At 56.2% G+C, this 16,321-nt stretch carries 19 protein-coding genes and 2 pseudogenes; 5 read left to right on the plus strand and 16 right to left on the minus strand.

Translation table 11 applies throughout. The features are described 5' to 3' along the window. Window positions 1–284 (minus strand): annotated as a pseudogene (locus LU684_RS29700) (IS21 family transposase); the annotation flags it as partial. Window positions 285–449: 165 nt separating this feature from the next. Here LU684_RS29700 and LU684_RS29705 point away from each other — a divergent pair. Then, entirely contained in the window at window positions 450–1,295 is an 846-nt protein-coding gene (locus LU684_RS29705) for an AraC family transcriptional regulator (protein ID WP_003464995.1), read from the plus strand. 29 nt (window positions 1,296–1,324) lie between these two features. On the opposite strand, the gene LU684_RS29710 is transcribed toward LU684_RS29705, so the two are convergent. Continuing rightward, window positions 1,325–1,843 carry a YkgB family protein gene (locus LU684_RS29710; protein WP_003464991.1) on the minus strand — a complete coding sequence of 173 codons (519 nt, stop codon included), beginning with the start codon at window positions 1,841–1,843 and terminating at the stop codon, window positions 1,325–1,327. A gap of 625 nt (window positions 1,844–2,468) precedes the next feature. On the opposite strand from LU684_RS29710, the pseudogene LU684_RS29715 reads away from it, so the two are divergent. Then, window positions 2,469–3,740 (plus strand): annotated as a pseudogene (locus LU684_RS29715) (IS4-like element ISPa1635 family transposase). 480 nt (window positions 3,741–4,220) lie between these two features. Further along, on the plus strand, window positions 4,221–4,595 hold the full coding sequence (gene sdhC, locus LU684_RS29720; RefSeq protein ID WP_005005993.1) for a succinate dehydrogenase, cytochrome b556 subunit: 375 nt from the start codon (window positions 4,221–4,223) through the stop codon (window positions 4,593–4,595). Between the two features lie 860 nt (window positions 4,596–5,455). Here sdhC and LU684_RS29725 read toward each other — a convergent pair. The 5 genes from LU684_RS29725 to LU684_RS29745 all read right to left on the minus strand — a co-directional run bounded on the left by LU684_RS29725 (window position 5,456) and on the right by LU684_RS29745 (window position 8,353). Beyond that, the gene (locus LU684_RS29725; RefSeq protein ID WP_003464988.1) at window positions 5,456–5,722 is read right to left on the minus strand and encodes a hypothetical protein; all 267 of its coding nucleotides are present in this window, start codon (window positions 5,720–5,722) and stop codon (window positions 5,456–5,458) included. Window positions 5,723–5,891: 169 nt separating this feature from the next. Beyond that, window positions 5,892–6,173 (minus strand): DUF427 domain-containing protein, encoded by a 282-nt coding sequence (locus tag LU684_RS29730; RefSeq protein ID WP_003464986.1) that lies wholly within the window; start codon window positions 6,171–6,173, stop codon window positions 5,892–5,894. A gap of 67 nt (window positions 6,174–6,240) precedes the next feature. Next, window positions 6,241–6,513, minus strand: coding sequence for a glutaredoxin 3 (grxC, locus tag LU684_RS29735; RefSeq protein ID WP_005005995.1), 273 nt, complete (start codon window positions 6,511–6,513; stop codon window positions 6,241–6,243). A gap of 453 nt (window positions 6,514–6,966) precedes the next feature. Further along, on the minus strand, window positions 6,967–7,713 hold the full coding sequence (locus LU684_RS29740) for a ferredoxin reductase (RefSeq protein WP_002118292.1): 747 nt from the start codon (window positions 7,711–7,713) through the stop codon (window positions 6,967–6,969). Further along, window positions 7,706–8,353, minus strand: coding sequence for a sulfite oxidase-like oxidoreductase (locus LU684_RS29745; protein WP_002118288.1), 648 nt, complete (start codon window positions 8,351–8,353; stop codon window positions 7,706–7,708). The genes LU684_RS29740 and LU684_RS29745 overlap by 8 nt, the downstream gene beginning before the upstream one ends. A 422-nt stretch (window positions 8,354–8,775) precedes the next feature. Between LU684_RS29745 and LU684_RS29750 the strand changes: the two genes are divergently transcribed. Continuing rightward, a complete protein-coding gene (locus LU684_RS29750) occupies window positions 8,776–9,246 on the plus strand; it encodes a TlpA family protein disulfide reductase (protein WP_003464979.1) in 471 nt (156 codons plus the stop codon). A gap of 325 nt (window positions 9,247–9,571) precedes the next feature. Here LU684_RS29750 and LU684_RS29755 read toward each other — a convergent pair whose 3' ends face one another. The 3 genes from LU684_RS29755 to LU684_RS29765 all read right to left on the minus strand — a co-directional run bounded on the left by LU684_RS29755 (window position 9,572) and on the right by LU684_RS29765 (window position 11,441). Beyond that, entirely contained in the window at window positions 9,572–9,862 is a 291-nt protein-coding gene (locus LU684_RS29755; RefSeq protein WP_005005999.1) for a DUF1330 domain-containing protein, read from the minus strand. 61 nt (window positions 9,863–9,923) lie between these two features. Then, window positions 9,924–10,355, minus strand: a complete 432-nt coding sequence (locus tag LU684_RS29760; protein ID WP_005006001.1) for a GlcG/HbpS family heme-binding protein — start codon at window positions 10,353–10,355, stop codon at window positions 9,924–9,926. 72 nt (window positions 10,356–10,427) lie between these two features. Continuing rightward, complete coding sequence (locus tag LU684_RS29765; RefSeq protein WP_002118279.1) at window positions 10,428–11,441, minus strand: zinc-binding alcohol dehydrogenase family protein; 1,014 nt, start codon at window positions 11,439–11,441, stop codon at window positions 10,428–10,430. Between the two features lie 75 nt (window positions 11,442–11,516). Between LU684_RS29765 and LU684_RS29770 the strand changes: the two genes are divergently transcribed. Beyond that, window positions 11,517–11,684, plus strand: a complete 168-nt coding sequence (locus LU684_RS29770) for a hypothetical protein (RefSeq protein ID WP_016487060.1) — start codon at window positions 11,517–11,519, stop codon at window positions 11,682–11,684. A 204-nt stretch (window positions 11,685–11,888) separates the two neighbouring features. Here the strand turns inward: LU684_RS29770 and LU684_RS29775 are convergent, their stop codons facing one another. From LU684_RS29775 to LU684_RS29800, 6 genes are all read right to left on the minus strand, one after another. After that, window positions 11,889–12,857: a magnesium and cobalt transport protein CorA gene (locus tag LU684_RS29775; RefSeq protein WP_003464971.1), complete on the minus strand. Its 969-nt coding sequence runs from the start codon at window positions 12,855–12,857 to the stop codon at window positions 11,889–11,891. Continuing rightward, a complete protein-coding gene (locus LU684_RS29780; protein ID WP_003464969.1) occupies window positions 12,854–13,558 on the minus strand; it encodes a glutathione S-transferase N-terminal domain-containing protein in 705 nt (234 codons plus the stop codon). The genes LU684_RS29775 and LU684_RS29780 overlap by 4 nt, the downstream gene beginning before the upstream one ends. 140 nt (window positions 13,559–13,698) lie before the next feature. Then, window positions 13,699–14,238 (minus strand): peptide-methionine (S)-S-oxide reductase MsrA, encoded by a 540-nt coding sequence (gene msrA / locus LU684_RS29785; protein WP_003464967.1) that lies wholly within the window; start codon window positions 14,236–14,238, stop codon window positions 13,699–13,701. A gap of 1 nt (window position 14,239) precedes the next feature. Further along, the gene (gene msrB, locus LU684_RS29790; protein ID WP_003464965.1) at window positions 14,240–14,683 is read right to left on the minus strand and encodes a peptide-methionine (R)-S-oxide reductase MsrB; all 444 of its coding nucleotides are present in this window, start codon (window positions 14,681–14,683) and stop codon (window positions 14,240–14,242) included. 282 nt (window positions 14,684–14,965) lie between these two features. Continuing rightward, a complete protein-coding gene (locus tag LU684_RS29795; RefSeq protein WP_076611919.1) occupies window positions 14,966–16,087 on the minus strand; it encodes an ISAs1-like element ISPa60 family transposase in 1,122 nt (373 codons plus the stop codon). 51 nt (window positions 16,088–16,138) lie between these two features. Then, a partial coding sequence (locus tag LU684_RS29800; RefSeq protein WP_222436701.1) for a hypothetical protein occupies window positions 16,139–16,321 on the minus strand: 183 nt, incomplete at its 5' end.

Genomic DNA, 16,321 nt, shown 5'->3' on the forward strand with positions numbered 1-16,321 from the left:
TGGCTGTAGCCACCGTCATAACCTTCGGCTTTGATTTGCGCCAACAGCGCCTTGGCACTGCGCCGCTGTTGCTTGGGCCGCAGCGAATCGGCTTTTAGCGCCTGCTCCAGCGTGGCGTGAAAAGGGCTGAGTTTGTTGAAGATCGCGCGGCGTTGGTAGACCGGCGGCTTGGCCTCAGGTGCTCTGACCCACTTGCGAATCGTGTTGCGCGCCAACCCGGTGCGCTTGGCTATCTCATGCAGCGACAGCTTGTCGCGGAAATACATCCGGCGAATTTTGCCCATCATTTCCATACTGATCACCCTGTGTTCTCCTGCTCAAAAATTGAGCAGAAGCAGTTGAACACCTGGGTCAGTTTTCAGTCGGCAGAACAGCCTCTACTGGGTCAGTTTTCGGTCAGCGGCAACAATGGTATGGTCTGTGCGTTCTGACTCGTCAAGGATCGGCCAATGGATCGTTTGTCTAATTTGCTCTCGCGGTTCGGCGTGCGGGCCAATCTGTTCTATGACGGCGACCTATGCGGCTCTGCATCTTACGATGGCGCCGAGCGGCGAGGTTATATCCATCTGCTTCAGGCCGGCAGCGTGACGTTGCTTGGTCCCGATCGCAAGGATTTGCAGCTCACTCGCCCTAGCTTGATTTTTATGCCACGCCCCGCCAAGCATCAATTGTTTGCGGGTGAGTCCGATGGCGCAAAGTTGTTGTGTGCTTCCATGGAGTTTGAGGGCGGAATTGATAATCCTTTGTCGGCTTCATTACCGGACTGTTTGGTGCTCGCACTCGATGATCTGCCCATGCTGGCAGACACGTTGGAGTGGATGTTTGCCGAGGCGGCAAATGTGCATTGTGGAAGGGAAGCCGCGCTTGAGCGCTTATTTGAGCTCCTAATCATTCTGTTGCTCCGTTACCTGCTCGATCATCACCAGTTGCGCACCGGAATGATGGCTGGACTGGCCGACATGCGGCTTGCCCGATCGCTTTTACAGATGCACAACTCCCCGGAACATGCCTGGTCAATAGCAGAGCTGGCCAGTGAGTCAAATATGTCACGCGCTGCGTATGCCGTGCATTTCAAGAGTGTCATCGGACAGACGCCTGCTGATTATTTGTTGAGTTGGCGAGTTAGCCTGGCTCAGAAGCTGATGCGAGAAGGGCGCTCGATTACGCTGATTGCAGCTCAAGTCGGCTACGAAAGTCCTTCGGCGCTGTCTCGCGCATTTAGACGCAAGACGGGGTTGAGCCCTCGTGACTGGTTGAAAGATCTGGCGGGGGAAAATGATGGCAAAAAGGCCTAAGGCATTACTGCCTTAAGCCATTGAAAAAATTATGCATTAATTTTACGTTTTTCCAGTTCAACCAGCGAATGGCCTGCCACAAATATCGAAACAGCAAGCAACCCTAAGTCTTTAAGCAGAAACTGACCTGGCGCAACGGAAATCGCCGGAAACCCTAAACTAGGCTCAATGACGCCCGGAGTGGAAAACATAAAGCTAAGGGTTGTGAAGAACAGGCCTGCAGACAGAGCGCCTCCTACCACGGATAGTTTGGGCGACAGCATGCGGCCTGCGATCAGAGTGCCGATCGAAATCTCTAGTATGCCGAGCAGGCTGGAGAACATGTCGACCGAAAAAATGCTATACACCCATCCCAAAAGCGGGCTGTTGCTCACCAGTGGAACCAGGCCCTCGGCCTCGTAGTGGGTAAATTTCATGCCGCCGAACCAGAAGTAAATAATAGCGAGAGCCAAGTACGCGCCATAGATACCTAGCCCCATAGTTTTGGTTCCAAGCGTTAAGTGGGCCTGTACGCTGGACTTCGAGTTTTCAATGCCTATGGTTTTCATGTCTGAGCTTCCAGTAGTGAGTGAGAGTGTGTTGGCTGCCGAACGCCGTATGCGTTGGCGATGAGATTATTATGGCTGGCATCTCTAATCAAGAGGCATCAGAAAGTATTGATTTCAGTGCAGATCGTCTTGGGCGGTGCAATTCGCGATGAAGGGATCGCCGTGGAGAGCGATGAGTGCACTATTTCGATAAAGGAGTCGTTTTACATAGGTCGATGAAGCGCGTTGCGGCATCGCCTACTGTCATTTCTCAAATCTGACTATGGGGCTTGGGGCGAAGGGCGGCACTGACTAGGCTTAGAACAGCTACCAACTAGCCGCGCGGCCGCGATGCACAAAGAATGGTAACTGAGCCGTGAGTGCGGTGGGCGCCCGCATTTATTTCCAAACCCTACAGATACATCGATCTTCGACTTCAACCGGGCAGATAGCTGTTGCAGCAAGCCTATCAATCGACTTTGACGTGTTAAAGAGGATAGGTTTTCCAGGGTTGGGGAACAGCCAATGTCATCAACTTTGGAAATTATCCATAAATATCATATAATTAGCGCTCAAATCAGTGCATGGGAGAAGCCCTTTTGACTACCTATACCGCATCGCTTGACACCGCCAGCCAAGCCCTGGTTTGAAAATTGTACAAAAAGTAACCAGTCCGCTCGATTGTCCCGCCTTCATCGCCGCCCACCGCCAGAATCCTCAAGACTTTACCCGCCGACGCCAGCTCACCTTCAAGAACCTCGTCCTGTTCCTGCTCAATCAGCCGCGCACGGCCCTGCAAACCGAACTCGATCAGTTCTATCGCGTACTCAATCAGGCGTCGACTGAGACGCAAATGGTCACTGCGCAGGCCTTCTGCAAAGCGCGCAAAAAGCTCAACCCCGAGGTATTTGAAAGTCTCAATCGCCTCCTGCAGCAACAAATTGACTGCTTCGGGCTGCGCCAGAAGTGGCGTGGGCTGAGGGTGCTCGCGGTGGATGGCTCGACCGTGCATTTACCCCTGGAGTCGACCATGGCGACCTTCTTTGGCAGTCACTCTGGCTTTCCCATGGCTCGCTTGTCCACACTCTACGAAGTCGCTGACGGTCAAACCCTGCATAGCCTGATCGTGCCCCTGACCGTCGGCGAGCGCGACTGTGCCCATCTGCACCTTTAGCACCTGCCGGCTGACAGCCTGACGCTGTTTGACCGTGGTTACCCTGGGCACTGGTTATTCGCGCTGTTCGCGCAGCAACAGCGGCACTTTCTGATGCGCCTGCCCTGTGGCTATAACGCCCAGGTCAAAGCGTTTCTACACTCTGGCCAAGTTGAAGACACACAGCTTTTCGTGGCCAACCATCCTGAAGCACGTCTGTTCTGCTCCGAGGCTGGCGTTGATCCTGCCAGCCAGATCGAGCTGAGACTGATCCGGGTCGAGTTGGCCAACGGCGAAAGCGAGGTATTGCTGACCTCGTTGCTGGATCGAGAAGCCTTTCCCGCTGAGGTGTTTGCCGAGCTTTACCACCGCCGCTGGGGCATCGAAACCGACTTCCGTCGCCTCAAACAAACCCTGACGCTGGACAACTTCAGCGGCCGCAGCGTGACCGCTGTAAAGCAGGACTTTCATGCCGCTCAACTGTTGAAGAACCTGGCGCTGTTGATGCAGCACCTGCTACAGCCAGTCATCGAACAGCGCCACAAAGGCCGCAAGCTGCGATGGAAAGTCAACTTCACCCAAGGCGTGTCACGGCTCAAAAATACCCTGGTCGAGCTGCTGGTGCGGCACTGTGCTCAGGGGCTGAGCAATGTGCTGGCCTTGATGGCTAAAAGCCTCAGTGCCGTACGCTCAGACCGTAGCTTTGCGCGCCAACGCAAACGCGCAGCCAGCCGAGGTTGTGAGGGCTACAAACCGACGCGCTGAAGAAACACCACCGCCCAACCTCCGTGCAAAAAAAAGCTGGCCACAAGCGGTCGGCATAGGCTCGTCCGGAGAACGAGAAATCTCGCCTAGACAGCCGGAACAGACGATGATCACATCACCGCCAGCCCAGTTAGACCGCCTGATTGAGCGGCAGAGGCCTGGTCATCGCCCGACGGCCATGGCGGCTGGCTGCTTCGGGGGGCTTGCCTTGGGCAGGGCTGCAGCTTAGGTTGATGACATTGGGGGAACAGCATGCCCTGCAGAACGACACACGTCACTTTTGTTAAATTAATAAGCTAGCTACCTATTGGGCATAACCTTGCAATTTGCTTCAATTTACGCACATGCACTTGCGACCTCAAAATGCAACGTAAGCCCCGAATATCTCCATTATTGTCGCCGCCAGCCTTAGTTACAGCTGCTATGATGAATGAGATCGAAAACTGAAATCCCCCACTAGAATTGTTGACTGGAGTCAAAATGAATAAAAAGCGGCCGGTTAATCTTGATATTCGAACCATTCAGCTTCCTCTCACGGCGCTTACATCGATTCTGCACCGGATTTCAGGAATTATGCTCTTTATTTTTCTGGGACTGATACTGTATATGCTGAGCAAATCGTTGGAGTCAGAAAAGGGTTTTAATGAAGTCAAGGAGATTTTTTCTTCACCTTTCGGCAAAGTTAGTTTCTGGTTGGTATACTCTTCATTTATTTATCATCTCGTAGCCGGAATTCGACACCTAGTTATGGATGTGGGTGTTGGTCATACTTTGAAAGGCAGCAATCGCGCCTCTACTATTGTTTTAGTAGTGTCGGGTGTTTTAATGGTTGCTGGCGCCGTATGGATTTGGTAGCTGTGGAGTCGTAATGCGTATTTACAAGGACTAAAAGCGTCCTTTAAAGCTAACTTACGAAAGTATTTATAATCGACGGTTCACGCTTAAACGGTTGAATCCTTTCGGGCTTCCGAATAGCTGTTAGCTGAAAGCTATCATGAGCTAAGTTTTCTGTGCATCATCAAATGTGTTAATGGGAGCGCCATAGTACTAGGTACAAATATGGCTCTAGGACAATGTTAGATGTTTTGGATTTTGAGGCGGATCGCTCTTATCGAAGATCGTCTAATTCGCTCTGAAGCGCAGGTTTTTTGAAACTATCACCTGGTTGGCACACTGTGCGAATCAACATCAGATATGAGAAAGCCAATCAGGTGAACACTACCCTCGAGGGCTCATCTGTCCAGTTAAAGCCTCGAGTCTTTCTGGGTGCGCAAAAGACAAGAAGGTTATATGGGAAAATTATGAGGCCTGGATACCATGCGTCATGGGCGTGCCGATGCTGTGAGTGACAGAGCGAGAAGCAAGTGAAAGTCCCTGAAGTAGGGGCGGGATGCGCCCGAGTGGCATTTTTTGTCTTAAGGTAGATCGCGTAGCTGTTCTTCAGAATAATCTTCAGAGCGTTGACGACAGCCATCGCTGTGCATTCCTCAAGAATAGAATGTGTCGGAAGGGTGGCGTCATTGGTGTTAGTCATCGCTTAGGATTTCTCAATCTGGCTTACACGGGCGCCTGTACCGATATCCCCGCGGATGGCGACGTATCGATGTTGAATTCCTCGCCAGACGAAGTGCAATGAGCTGCGGCTATAGGCTTGCGCAGCCTTAGATAGCCGGCCGTCGCAGGCGCGCCGGTTGGCCGGGATCTTCTTCTGCCCGTCAGGTGTCCGGTCGGAACTCCAGCACGAACGCTACGACCTTTTCGGCGGACATTTCGCACGGCTTCAACAATGTCCTATCTGATGTAACGCGGAAGAGGTTGAAGCTGACAATGTCAGTCCCGTCCAACTCCCTGGCGAACAGACTGTTGCGACGTCCGTCCCCAGATCGCCGGACGATCAAGCTGAAACGCCGGCCTTCATAAGTCCCTTCTCTGTATCCCTCCGCAAGCTTCGCGAAAGCGGCATCGAACTCGGAATGCTCCATGTCATCCATCCTTATTGATAGAACAGAGGCGCGGCGGGTGCGAGACCGCCAGTGCCGGGTCGCGCTAAGGTGCCGGGCAGATTCCTGCAGCCGACGAGGCCCGGGGTGGGCAAGATAATTGAGATGTCGGCGCCCGCATGGCTATCAGCGAAGTCGTCCGTCCAGTCTGCTAGGCAACGTCCACGCCTTTCCAGAAAGCGATGTAATCCCGGATACCCTCGGCATCCGGAGTGGGGGCGGGATAGGTCCAAGCGGCGTTCACGTTGAGCGCGTCACCCGCGCGAACATGAAAGAAGCGCGCGGCGCCTTTGATCGGACAGACAGATGTGTGCGGGCTCATCTCAAGCAGGCTCAGGTCGACTCCTGACGGTGGGAAGTAGTGATTTCCCTCGACGATGACTGTTTCGTCGCTTGTGGCGATAGTAGTGTCTTTCCAGATGGCTGAGACCAACGGACTCTCCTTTTGTATTCATCAACCGGCGAAGGCTCGCGGGCTGGCTGCCCCAAGCCGCACCTCCTCAGGTGGCAGGCGGGTTGCGTCCGAGAAGTTTGTCGAGCTCGCCTCTGACATCGAGCGCGAATAGCTCATCGGAGCCACCGATAAGGGTGCCATTGATGAAGATCTGCGGCACGGAGCTTCGCCCCGACGCTTCCGCCATGGCCTGCCGGTGAGCCGGATCCGCCTCAATATCGAGCTCCTTCCATCGCACGCCCTTTTCCTTGAGGAGCGCCTTCGCTCGGCGGCAGAACGGGCACCAATTCGTGGTGTACAGCAATACATCAGTTGTCATATTGCATCTCCGGCAGTTGCACGCGGATCGCTGTCATGGCGTTGATCTCCAATTCGCGGCGTTCAAAGATGGCGACTGCACCTTGGCCGACATCGGAGCAGATGCTGACGATTGGCCGCTATCCAGGCGACATGGCCCAAAGTGCTTTCACCGCCAGGCAGAGGCCGCACGCGCCTCCTGTAGCGCCGAGCCGATGCTCTAAGGTAACCGAGCCTCGATTGGGACGGAAGCGGTCCCGCTCGAATCGCCCATCATGCTGGTCGAGCATATCAGGACGACGGATAGTGCAGGAACTTTCAAATTGAGCTTGATGTCGAGCCAGGTATCGCGAGCGAAGGCGTTCTAGAGGCCGGGGGGTACGAAGACTGTGTTCGGCAAAACGGTTCACGTTGATCGCCAAAGCTTCCCAGGGCGCACGTCTACGATCGGCGCGACGTGAGATAGCTCGCGCCGCTAGCCCCCGTAGCGCTCCGTCTTGATGATGGAGGCGTCCAAGCCCGCCAGCAGCGCGCTATCGGTTGCGATGTTGACGAATCCGTTAGACCCGCAGACGAACACTTGCGTCGGCTTTCCCTGAAGCCTGGTTAGAATTTCTTGGACCATCATGCCGTCGATCCGTCGCGCAAAGTCCGATGCGCGAACCGGTTTCTCGCGCGTAATCGCGAGCGCCAGGACGAACGCCGGATCGCTGATTTCGATGCAATGAAGTTCTTCTGAGAAGAGAACGTCCTCGGCGGTTCGTGCGGACAGGAGCAACGCTGTCGGAACGGCTTGGGCCAATGCGCGGCGCTGCCGGATCATTGCCATCAACGGCACGAGGCCGGAGCCTCCCCCGATCAACAGAACCGGATCTATGGCAGGCTCAGGCCAAAGGAAATGGCCACCGAGCGGACCGCGAACTTCGATTTCGTCACCAATCGCCGCGATGTCGTGAAAAAACGGCGAAACTTCGGCATCCGGCATGCGCTCGATAGCTATCTCGACGATCGGGGTCGAAACTGCCGATGACGCGATCGAGTAGCTGCGCATTGCACTGTAGCCGTCGGGCGCGGTCAGCCGGATATCGACGTGCTGACCTGCGGTGTGCGCGAACGGCTTGCTCAACCGAAGGAAGAAGCTCTTGATACTCGGTGTTTGCTGGATGATGTCGTCGATCACGCATGATTGCCACGAACGGACTTGCGCTTCGTTTTCAGTCATGGGTGTATCGTTGTTCGCGCCACGGATCGCCGTAGATGTGATAGCCGTGCAGCTCCCAAAAGCCGGCCTCGTCACGCGTCGTGAATTGCAGCGCATTCACCCATTTGGCGGATTTCCAGAAGTAAAGGTGCGGCACTAGAAGACGCGCCGGCCCCCCATGATCGCGGGAAAGTGGCTTGCCCGCATAACTGAGGGCGACCATCGCTTTCCCGGAAAGCAGATCCGTCAGAGGGACGTTTGTCGAATAATTATCGTAGCAGTGCGCCAAGACGAAATCGGTAGGCCGATCAAGCTCTGCATCTGCAAGGATGTCTTCAATGAGTACACCCTCCCAAACGGTATCCAGTTTGGACCAAGAGGTGACGCAGTGAATATCCTTTGTCACCTGGGTCTTTGGTAGAGTGTTGAATTCGCCCCAATTCCACGTTTTGACGGGCTTCGGACCAATTTTGACTGTGAATTTCCAGTCGGAGGGCTCTACCCTCGGCGTAGGGCCGGCCGACAGAACAGGGAAATCCTCCACCAGATGCTGACCTGGCGGAATCCGATCGGACTGGTCGCCTGAACCGCGACCGGTGAAACCTCTGGTGACCATAGTGACCCCTCTTGCTCGATACGGCAGACCGAAGCCGGCCTTCATTTCAGTACTCTGCGTAAAGCATTTGCCCGCACATCCGCCGAATAAGCCAATCGACTAAAAATCAGATACAGATGCTCTATCATCGTAAAAAATCGCGTATCGAACATAGCGTCAGGCCAGCATGATTCCCAATACCCAATGGCTATAGGGTAGATAACCCCAAGGCTGCGTACGCTGATCTGCGGTATGCGGAGCGGAAGTTGCAGGTTCGCTCTCAAACGGATGGGCAGCGTGCAAAGCTCAAGGCTCACCAGCGCATGGTTGCCCAGTTCGCGCTCGCCGGCAGCTTGAGTATATTAAGGACGAAATGTCGATCTGATCTATTCTGGCTTCAGGAAATAGGGAAAATAAGGTCGGACGTTCGCGCACCGTCGCGACGCGCGATCATCCACTAAGCTTCTGTATCGGGGTTGGAGGATCAGATGAACGAGATCGAACGACAAGCGCCTGAGCTGCGGGTGCAAAAATGGATTGGCAAAGATGGGGAAAGTATCGCGCCGTTCAAACTGTCAGATATCGGGCCCGGCCCGAAAATCTTGTTTGCCTTCCAGCATTGGTGCCAAGGTTGCCATTTGCATGGGTTTCCGACGCTACAAAAGTTGCATGCAGCGTTGAGCTCAAAAGACGTGGGGTTCGCAGTGATCCAGACCGTCTTCGAAGGAACGCATGAGAATACCTTCGAGAAGTTGCGCGTGAACCAGCTCAAGTATGAGCTTCCTATCGTTTTCGGTCACGACGAGCAACCGACCGGCTCGCCGTTTCCAACCTTCATGGAAGACTACCGCACACGAGGAACTCCGTGGTTTACGGTTATCGACGCTGGCGGTAGCATTGTTTTCTCGGACTTCCATCTCGACGCGGAGCGACTAGTGAAGCAACTTGAGCAAGGTTAATCGTTGGAAGGTGGGCAATCATCCTGATTGCCACCCATCCCCTGATGCCCACTACAGGCGTTGCGCGCTGTAACTCTGTTGATCAGCGTGCGAAAACCCGGATCCGGATAGGAGGAGCGTCAACGATTGAATCAATCCGTTGGGAGAGGGCGGCTCCGCTCCGTCAGCTCGGCAATAGATAACCCATTCTCGCCGAGCAACTCTCTGATCCGATCGACGATATGAGCCCCTAGCGCCGCTGTCTTGGTCCCCCCCACAGATTCCCAAGATGCGAGTTCACACGCCGATACCTCGTGGTCAGCGCCGAAGTGCTTCTGTCGGTATGTCACCGCCGCCCTTCAATGATAAAGGCGCGGTAACGGGAACCGGCAAAGCGTTGAGCAGCGATGGTTTGGTAGGCGGGACTGTCATACCAGTCGCGAGCGGCCTGCATCGTCGGGAAACGCAAGATTACGGCCCCTTCGATGGGCGGCCCCTCCAAATGCTGGATCGCGCCATAAGCGGCGAGAAAGGTAACGTCGTGACCATCGAACGATGGTCCGACGCCTGCAGAATAGGTTGCGAGTGCATGTGGGTCGCTGGTTTCTTCCCGCGTAAAGACGACGAACGCTTCCATCATTAGGCCTCTCAAAGGTTGGATCTGTTGGCCATTACCACCGGTGATGGCCTCACAGTCGTCAGGCTGGCAACTGGAACCCGATTTTCATGAGTGCCTCGACGCACGCATCCTGATCCTGCTGATAGTTGCCTCCGGAGATGCCTATGCCGCCGATCAACTTCCCATCCTCCAGAATCGGATAACCGCCGCCGACAGCGACCATCCGAGGGCGATAGGCTAGCGGCGCCACTTTTGGATCGTTGGTCACATAGTCGTTCCAGACATGGGTCGGGAACCCAAACGAGGCGGAACTCCAGGCCTTGTCGATGGCAACATCGACGGTAAGGAACGGCGCATCGTCGGTGCGCTCGAACGCGCGCAGGTTACCGGTGGCGTCGACGACGGCGACGGCAGCCGGGATGCCGATGGCACGGGCCGCAGCGAGCGCCGCGTCGATGAGGGCGACTGCGGTTTCGCGGTTGATCGAGGCGGTGGCAATAGATTTGGTCATGGGATTCTCATCGCTGGGGCATAACCCGTTCGGCTTTTTGAGGTTGGACAAGATGTTTGGCGATCGCGGTCGTTAGAAGCCTTCGAGGACGATCTTGCCTTTAGCCGCGCCACTTTCGATCAGTGCATGCACCGTCTTCAGATTGGCGGCATTGATCGGCGACAGTCGCCGGGTCAGCGTCGTGCGGATTTTGCCGTCGTCAACCAGCGCTGCCATCGCATCCAGAATCTCGCCCTGCTCATTCATGTCGGGCGTGCCGTAGATCGACCGCGTGAACATCAGCTCGTGGTGGATCGACACCGCCTTGCGCTTGAAAACCATGATATCGAATGCCTTGGGATCGTCGATCAGTCCGAACCGTCCTTGTGGGGCGATCAGTTCGGCGATGTCGGCGACATGTTGCTCGGTATGTGTGGTCGAAAAGACGAAAGCGGGAGCACCGATGCCGAGTTCGGCGATCTGTGGCGCGAGCGGACGAGAATGGTCGATGACGTGGTGAGCTCCAAGCCCTCTTACCCACTCTTGGGTTTCCGGTCGAGAGGCTGTGGCGATGACGGTGAGGTCCGTGCGCTGTCGCGCGATCTGGACGGCGATCGACCCAACCCCGCCCGCGCCACCGATGATGAGGATCGCCTCCGCCGCACCGGGTACGGGCTTCGCCACGTCCAGGCGGTCGAACATCGCCTCCCAGGCCGTCAACGTCGTCAGCGGCAGCGCCGCCGCTTCCGCCCAGGAGAGCGACGCAGGTTTGTGACCGACAATCCGGGCGTCGACGAGATGGAACTCCGCATTGGTACCGGGCCGTGTGATCGATCCGGCATAATAGACCTCGTCGCCTAACTCGAACTGCGTGACGTCGGGGCCGACCTCGCGCACAATCCCGGCGGCATCCCATCCCAGCACCTTCCAATCGCCATCTGCCGGCGGCGTGCTGTTGCGGACCTTGTAGTCGACCGGGTTGACCGAGACGGCCTTCACCTCAACCAGGATATCGTATCCTGCAGCGACAGGCCGAGGCAGATTGATGTCGACCAGCGCGGCATCCGCGGCGATGGGTCCCGGAACCTTGTAACCAATGGCTTTCATAAATGTCTCCAGCTTGCTTGATCGGATGACGCGAATGCTCGTTAGTCAACTTCTTCTACATTGAGGTCCCGACTCTTGAACTGGGTCGCGGTAGCAGATTTCATCGAACACGTCGATCAACAGGCCCTTATGCTCGGTCGCCGGATCGGTGATCGCGTAGAGGGTGGAGGCGTTATCGCCATCATCACCGCTTCCGAGGCGAAACGCCGCGTCGACGCAGATGCCGCACGGACCGATGGTTGATCCTGGCTCGAGATCGACGAGATTGCTGTCCTTGACGCGCTATTCGCGGTCTTAGCCCTTGGCGATGAAGGACTGAACTGCTTGTAGAGCGTCGGTCAGCTGCTATGTCATGGACGCACCTTCATCTTGAGTTGGATTGGACAAGCTTCCGTATAAGGCCCGCTGTAACCGTCAGATGACGGCGAAGAAAACGATGGGCAGTATTCACAGCCACTTAGCCTTCTTGAAGCGCACAAATAGGAAAACGCACGATATCGCTATCACTCCGAGCACGACAAAGTATCCGTAGGCCGTGTCCAGCTCCGGCATGTGCTTAAAGTTCATGCCGTATATTCCAGCGATCGCCGTCGGGACTGCCAGTATTGCCGCCCAAGCCGCCAGCTGGCGGGTGATCACCCCCGTCCTTTGCGCTTCAAGAAGGCTGCTGGCCTCAAAGACCGTGGACAGGACAAGCAGGAGGCCGTCGACCATGGACTGCACGCGGTGGACATGGTCCGCGACGTCGTGGAAATATGGTGTCATTTCGGCGCTGATGCAGGGAAAGTGGCCGCGAACGAGCTTTCGCACCAGCTCGGCCATAGCCCCGAGCGTGCGCTGGAACCGCGTGAGTTCGGACCTTAGTTCGAAGATTCGCGCCACCTCTTCTGGCCCGAGGAAATCGTGCAGCGACCGTCGCTCCATCGCCAGGACGTCGTCCTCGATCATTTCGAAGATGGGCAGATACTGGTCGACCACGCGATGCAAGATCGCGTGCAGCACATAGTCGACACCCTTGCCGAACTGCGTCGGCGATGCCTCGAGTTGCTCCCGAAGTTTGCCCAGCGCTCCGGCATTGCCGTGCCGCACGGTGATAAGGTGATTGTGACCGGTGAAGATCGCCATCTTGCCGTAGCTGATCCGGTCGCCGACCAGCTCGGCGGTCTGCGCGACGACGTACAACTCATCGTTGTAGACCTCGAGCTTGGGCGGGCACAGCGGGTGCATCGCGTTGTCGATCGCCAACGGATGAAGATTATATGTCCTTTGGATCGCGAGTAGTTCCTCGGGGGTGGGTTCGCTAAGCGCGATCCAGCAGAAGCCCGAGCGACTCTCGCCCAACTTGACGTGCTCATCGAGCGCGATTTCGCGAACTCGCTTGCCTTCGTTGTAATAATAGGCGGCGATGATGCTCATGCTGGCCTCGCGGGAATGTGGAGGCCACGCTGGACGGCCGGTCGAGCCAGCCCGCGTCCAAGCCATGCGCGGACGTTCGAAAAGCTGCTGAGGCCAAGGATGTCACCCGCAGCGTAGAATTCCACCAGCGCATTCACCCAGCCGAGCGTCGCGATGTCCGCGATCGAATAGTCGTCGACGATCCAGTCGCGGCCTTCCAGCCGGCGATCCAGAATCCCCAGCAGACGCGTGGATTCGTCGATAAAGCGCTGTTGCGGCCGCTTGTCCTCATAGTCCTTGCCGCCAAATCGCAGGAAGAAGCCGAGCTGACCGAACATCGGCCCGATGGCCGACATCTGAAAGAACACCCACGCTAGGGTCTCGTAACGCTGGCCTGGTTCGGTGGAGATGAACTGACCCGTCTTGTCGGCCAGATAGAGGAGGATCGCACCGGATTCCCATAAGGCGATGGGTCTACCGTCAGGGCCAGCCGGATCGATGATCGCCGGTATGCGTCCGTTCGGGTTCAGCGACACGAACGCCGGATCCTTCGACTCGTTGTTCGAGATGTCGATCAGGTGGGGCTCGTACGCCAGGCCAGTCTCCTCAAGCATGATCGAGACCTTGACGCCATTGGGCGTAGGGGCTGCGTAGAGTTGCAGGCGATCGGGATGAGATGCCGGCCAGCGCTGCGTGATCGGAAAGGACGAGAGGTCTGGCATAAATCTGCGATCCTGGTGTTGCGATGGCGACTGACTGGAACGAGCCGTCACTCTGAAGTAGGGTTCGATGACCGCGTCGCTGAACGACGCGGTCACGAAGATTGCGGACCGGATCGGCGCAGTGGCAACGGCAGTGAAGCCTATTCCGCCGCGGTCCCGGCCGCTGGCTGTACGTCGTCAACCTTTTGGCGCTTCGGAAGCACCCAGCCGGGACGGACGAAGTGGCAGGTGTAGCCGCCCGGGCGCTTCTCCAGATAATCCTGGTGATCGGGCTCGGCCTCCCAGAACTCGCCGACCGGCTGGACCTCGGTCACCACTTTGCCATCCCACAGCCCCGAGGCATCCACATCGGCGATCGTATCCTCGGCGACGCGCTTCTGCTCCTCGTCGACATAATAGATGCCCGACCGGTAGGAGAGCCCACGATCATTGCCCTGGCGGTTCAGCGTCGTCGGATCGTGGATCTGGAAGAAGAATTCCAGGATGTTCCGGTAGCTCGTCACTGTCGGGTCGAAGACAATCTCGATCCCCTCGGCATGCGTGCCGTGATTACGATACGTGGCGTTCGGAATATCGCCGCCCGTGTAACCCACACGGGTCGAGATGATGCCGGGCCGCTTGCGGATCAGATCCTGCATGCCCCAGAAACATCCTCCTGCGAGAACAGCGCGCTGATGCATGTTAAGCCTCCTCTACTTGATCGAGATATTCACCGTATCCCTCGGACTCCATCTCGTCGCGCGGGATGAAGCGAAGGGACGCTGAGTTGATGCAGTACCGCAGACCGCCGCGGTCGGAAGGACCATCGGGGAACACATGGCCGAGATGACTGTCTGCGTGTACTGACCTGACCTCCGTCCGGACCATGCCGTGTGCGCTGTCCCGCACCTCGTTCACGTTTGCCGAAACGATCGGCTTGGTGAAGCTGGGCCAGCCAGTACCCGAATCGAACTTGTCCGTCGAAGCGAACAGTGGCTCTCCCGACACTATGTCGACGTAGATGCCAGGCTCCTTGTTGTCGTTGTACTCGCCCGTGAAGGGCCTTTCGGTGCCCGCCTCCTGGGTAATTCGGTGTTGCTCGGGAGTCAGGTGGTCGATTGCTGTCTGTGACTTTTCAAACTTCATTACAGTCTCCAATACTTATCTAGAGGGCCAGGCACGCTACCGCTAATTTTTTATGTCTCCTGATTTGCTCCTACAATGGTAGTGGGATGGCAAACGAGGTTTTACTAAGTGTTGGAAAATTAGAGATTTAAATTTCGCGTCTATTAGTTCTAGCGCAACTGAGTGGTTAAGCAAGTACGTAATCAGTAAATATTAAAAAAATAACACAAAAGCACGATTATATAATACAGTGTCAGTGTTTTATGATAATCAACAACGCCTGTCAAGGCAATCGCATGAAGCTCACCTGAGACCTAATAGTTCAGCCCGATAATCATCAGAGGTTGCAGCAATCAGCCTTCGTGCCTTGATGCCACCCTTGCGCTTGACCGGATCCAACCGGATCAAATTCAATGTAAGTTGCTTGAGAACGGCCATGTTGTGGGCAGCATGCCCGGTTCGGATCCGCATCTGATCGTCACCAAAAATGACATCCATGCACCAGTGGACGCGGTTCTCCACGCCCCAGTGCGCCCTGATGGCATGTGCGATGCGCTCTGCATCCGGAGCAAGACTGCTGATGTAGTAACGGCGCTCCAGGCTGGTCTGGTTGCCCACAGTCCGCTCGGACTCCAGCATCACGAAAGTGCGCAGTCCTGGCCAGCGTTCTGGCTGTGGCAGGCACTGGAGTTGGTCGAAAACATGGCTGCGACGAACCTCCAGCCGGCCATGGTCCTTCTCGACATGCTCGAAGTGCGCATGGGGTACCCGGGCAGGATCGCCGTCCAAAAAGGTGTCAGCGAAGTCATCGATCGCTTCGGCCAGCTTCGGCTGGTTTCCCTTGATGGCCAGCAGATAGTGCGCCCCGCGATCGAGAATGGCCTGTGCAATGTCCGGCTGGGTACCCATGGCATCGATCGTCACGGTGCAGCCCTCAAGCGCCAGTGTGGCCAGCAGCTCAGGAATGGCGGTCTTCTCGTTGGACTTCTGGGAGGTCGCCCTCTGCCCGAGAATCAGCCCTGAATCAGCCGCAAAAGCGCTGACCAGGTGCAACGGGGCCGTGTTTTTCTTGCCGGAGCGGCGACTGGTCTTGCCGTCTAGGGCAACCACTTGCGGAGAAAGGGCCGGTAGGATCGCCGCAACCCAACAGCGGAAGGCCTGCTCGAACTCCTCTGGATCGATCAGGCTGAATAGCCGTCCAAAGGTGTCGTGTGAGGGAATGCCGTGGGGTAGTTTCAGAATACGGCGGAACCAGTCCAGCCGCTGCTCAGCCCAGAGTTCGATTTCGATGAAGGTGTCAGCGCCGGCAAGCACGCCGCAGATAGCCACGACCAGTGTTTCGACCAGGTCGTGACGAATCTTGCCCTGCTGACGGGGATCATTGATGGCGACCAGAACATCGGAGATTGGTATGTGATGCGACATTGCAGGGCATCCTGAGTAGAGAGGCGCTCAGGATGCCCGCTGGGAAAGGACTCATTCAAATCGGCAGGCGTTCATGCGATTGCCCTGCAACGCCTGTTTAGATGCTGGTAGATGCGAATTTTTTGGCGTACAGTCAAAATTTTCTGATGGTTGCTTAGTGTGTTGGCGCTGATGGAAAATTGACCCACCCTGCCGATTGAAATTTGACCCAGGGCGGATTGCTGATTTTGTTAC

This window comes from Pseudomonas sp. NMI542_15 (genome assembly GCF_021283425.1).
Lineage (GTDB): Bacteria > Pseudomonadota > Gammaproteobacteria > Pseudomonadales > Pseudomonadaceae > Aquipseudomonas > Aquipseudomonas fortuita.

Excerpts from the sequence above, each read along its gene's own strand:
- LU684_RS29745 (WP_002118288.1), bottom strand. The coding sequence starts at position 8,353 with ATGAAGGCCGGCTTCGGTCTGCCGTATCGAGCAAGAGGGGTCACTATG.
- msrB (WP_003464965.1), bottom strand. The coding sequence starts at position 14,683 with ATGAAGTTTGAAAAGTCACAGACAGCAATCGACCACCTGACTCCCGAG.
- LU684_RS29725 (WP_003464988.1), bottom strand. The coding sequence starts at position 5,722 with ATGGAGCATTCCGAGTTCGATGCCGCTTTCGCGAAGCTTGCGGAGGGA.
- LU684_RS29760 (WP_005006001.1), bottom strand. The coding sequence starts at position 10,355 with ATGACCAAATCTATTGCCACCGCCTCGATCAACCGCGAAACCGCAGTC.
- LU684_RS29780 (WP_003464969.1), bottom strand. The coding sequence starts at position 13,558 with ATGCCAGACCTCTCGTCCTTTCCGATCACGCAGCGCTGGCCGGCATCT.
- LU684_RS29750 (WP_003464979.1), top strand. The coding sequence starts at position 8,776 with ATGAACGAGATCGAACGACAAGCGCCTGAGCTGCGGGTGCAAAAATGG.
- LU684_RS29740 (WP_002118292.1), bottom strand. The coding sequence starts at position 7,713 with ATGACTGAAAACGAAGCGCAAGTCCGTTCGTGGCAATCATGCGTGATC.
- msrA (WP_003464967.1), bottom strand. The coding sequence starts at position 14,238 with ATGCATCAGCGCGCTGTTCTCGCAGGAGGATGTTTCTGGGGCATGCAG.
- LU684_RS29755 (WP_005005999.1), bottom strand. The coding sequence starts at position 9,862 with ATGGAAGCGTTCGTCGTCTTTACGCGGGAAGAAACCAGCGACCCACAT.
- grxC (WP_005005995.1), bottom strand. The coding sequence starts at position 6,513 with ATGACAACTGATGTATTGCTGTACACCACGAATTGGTGCCCGTTCTGC.
- LU684_RS29765 (WP_002118279.1), bottom strand. The coding sequence starts at position 11,441 with ATGAAAGCCATTGGTTACAAGGTTCCGGGACCCATCGCCGCGGATGCC.
- LU684_RS29710 (WP_003464991.1), bottom strand. The coding sequence starts at position 1,843 with ATGAAAACCATAGGCATTGAAAACTCGAAGTCCAGCGTACAGGCCCAC.
- LU684_RS29705 (WP_003464995.1), top strand. The coding sequence starts at position 450 with ATGGATCGTTTGTCTAATTTGCTCTCGCGGTTCGGCGTGCGGGCCAAT.
- sdhC (WP_005005993.1), top strand. The coding sequence starts at position 4,221 with ATGAATAAAAAGCGGCCGGTTAATCTTGATATTCGAACCATTCAGCTT.
- LU684_RS29795 (WP_076611919.1), bottom strand. The coding sequence starts at position 16,087 with ATGTCGCATCACATACCAATCTCCGATGTTCTGGTCGCCATCAATGAT.
- LU684_RS29775 (WP_003464971.1), bottom strand. The coding sequence starts at position 12,857 with ATGAGCATCATCGCCGCCTATTATTACAACGAAGGCAAGCGAGTTCGC.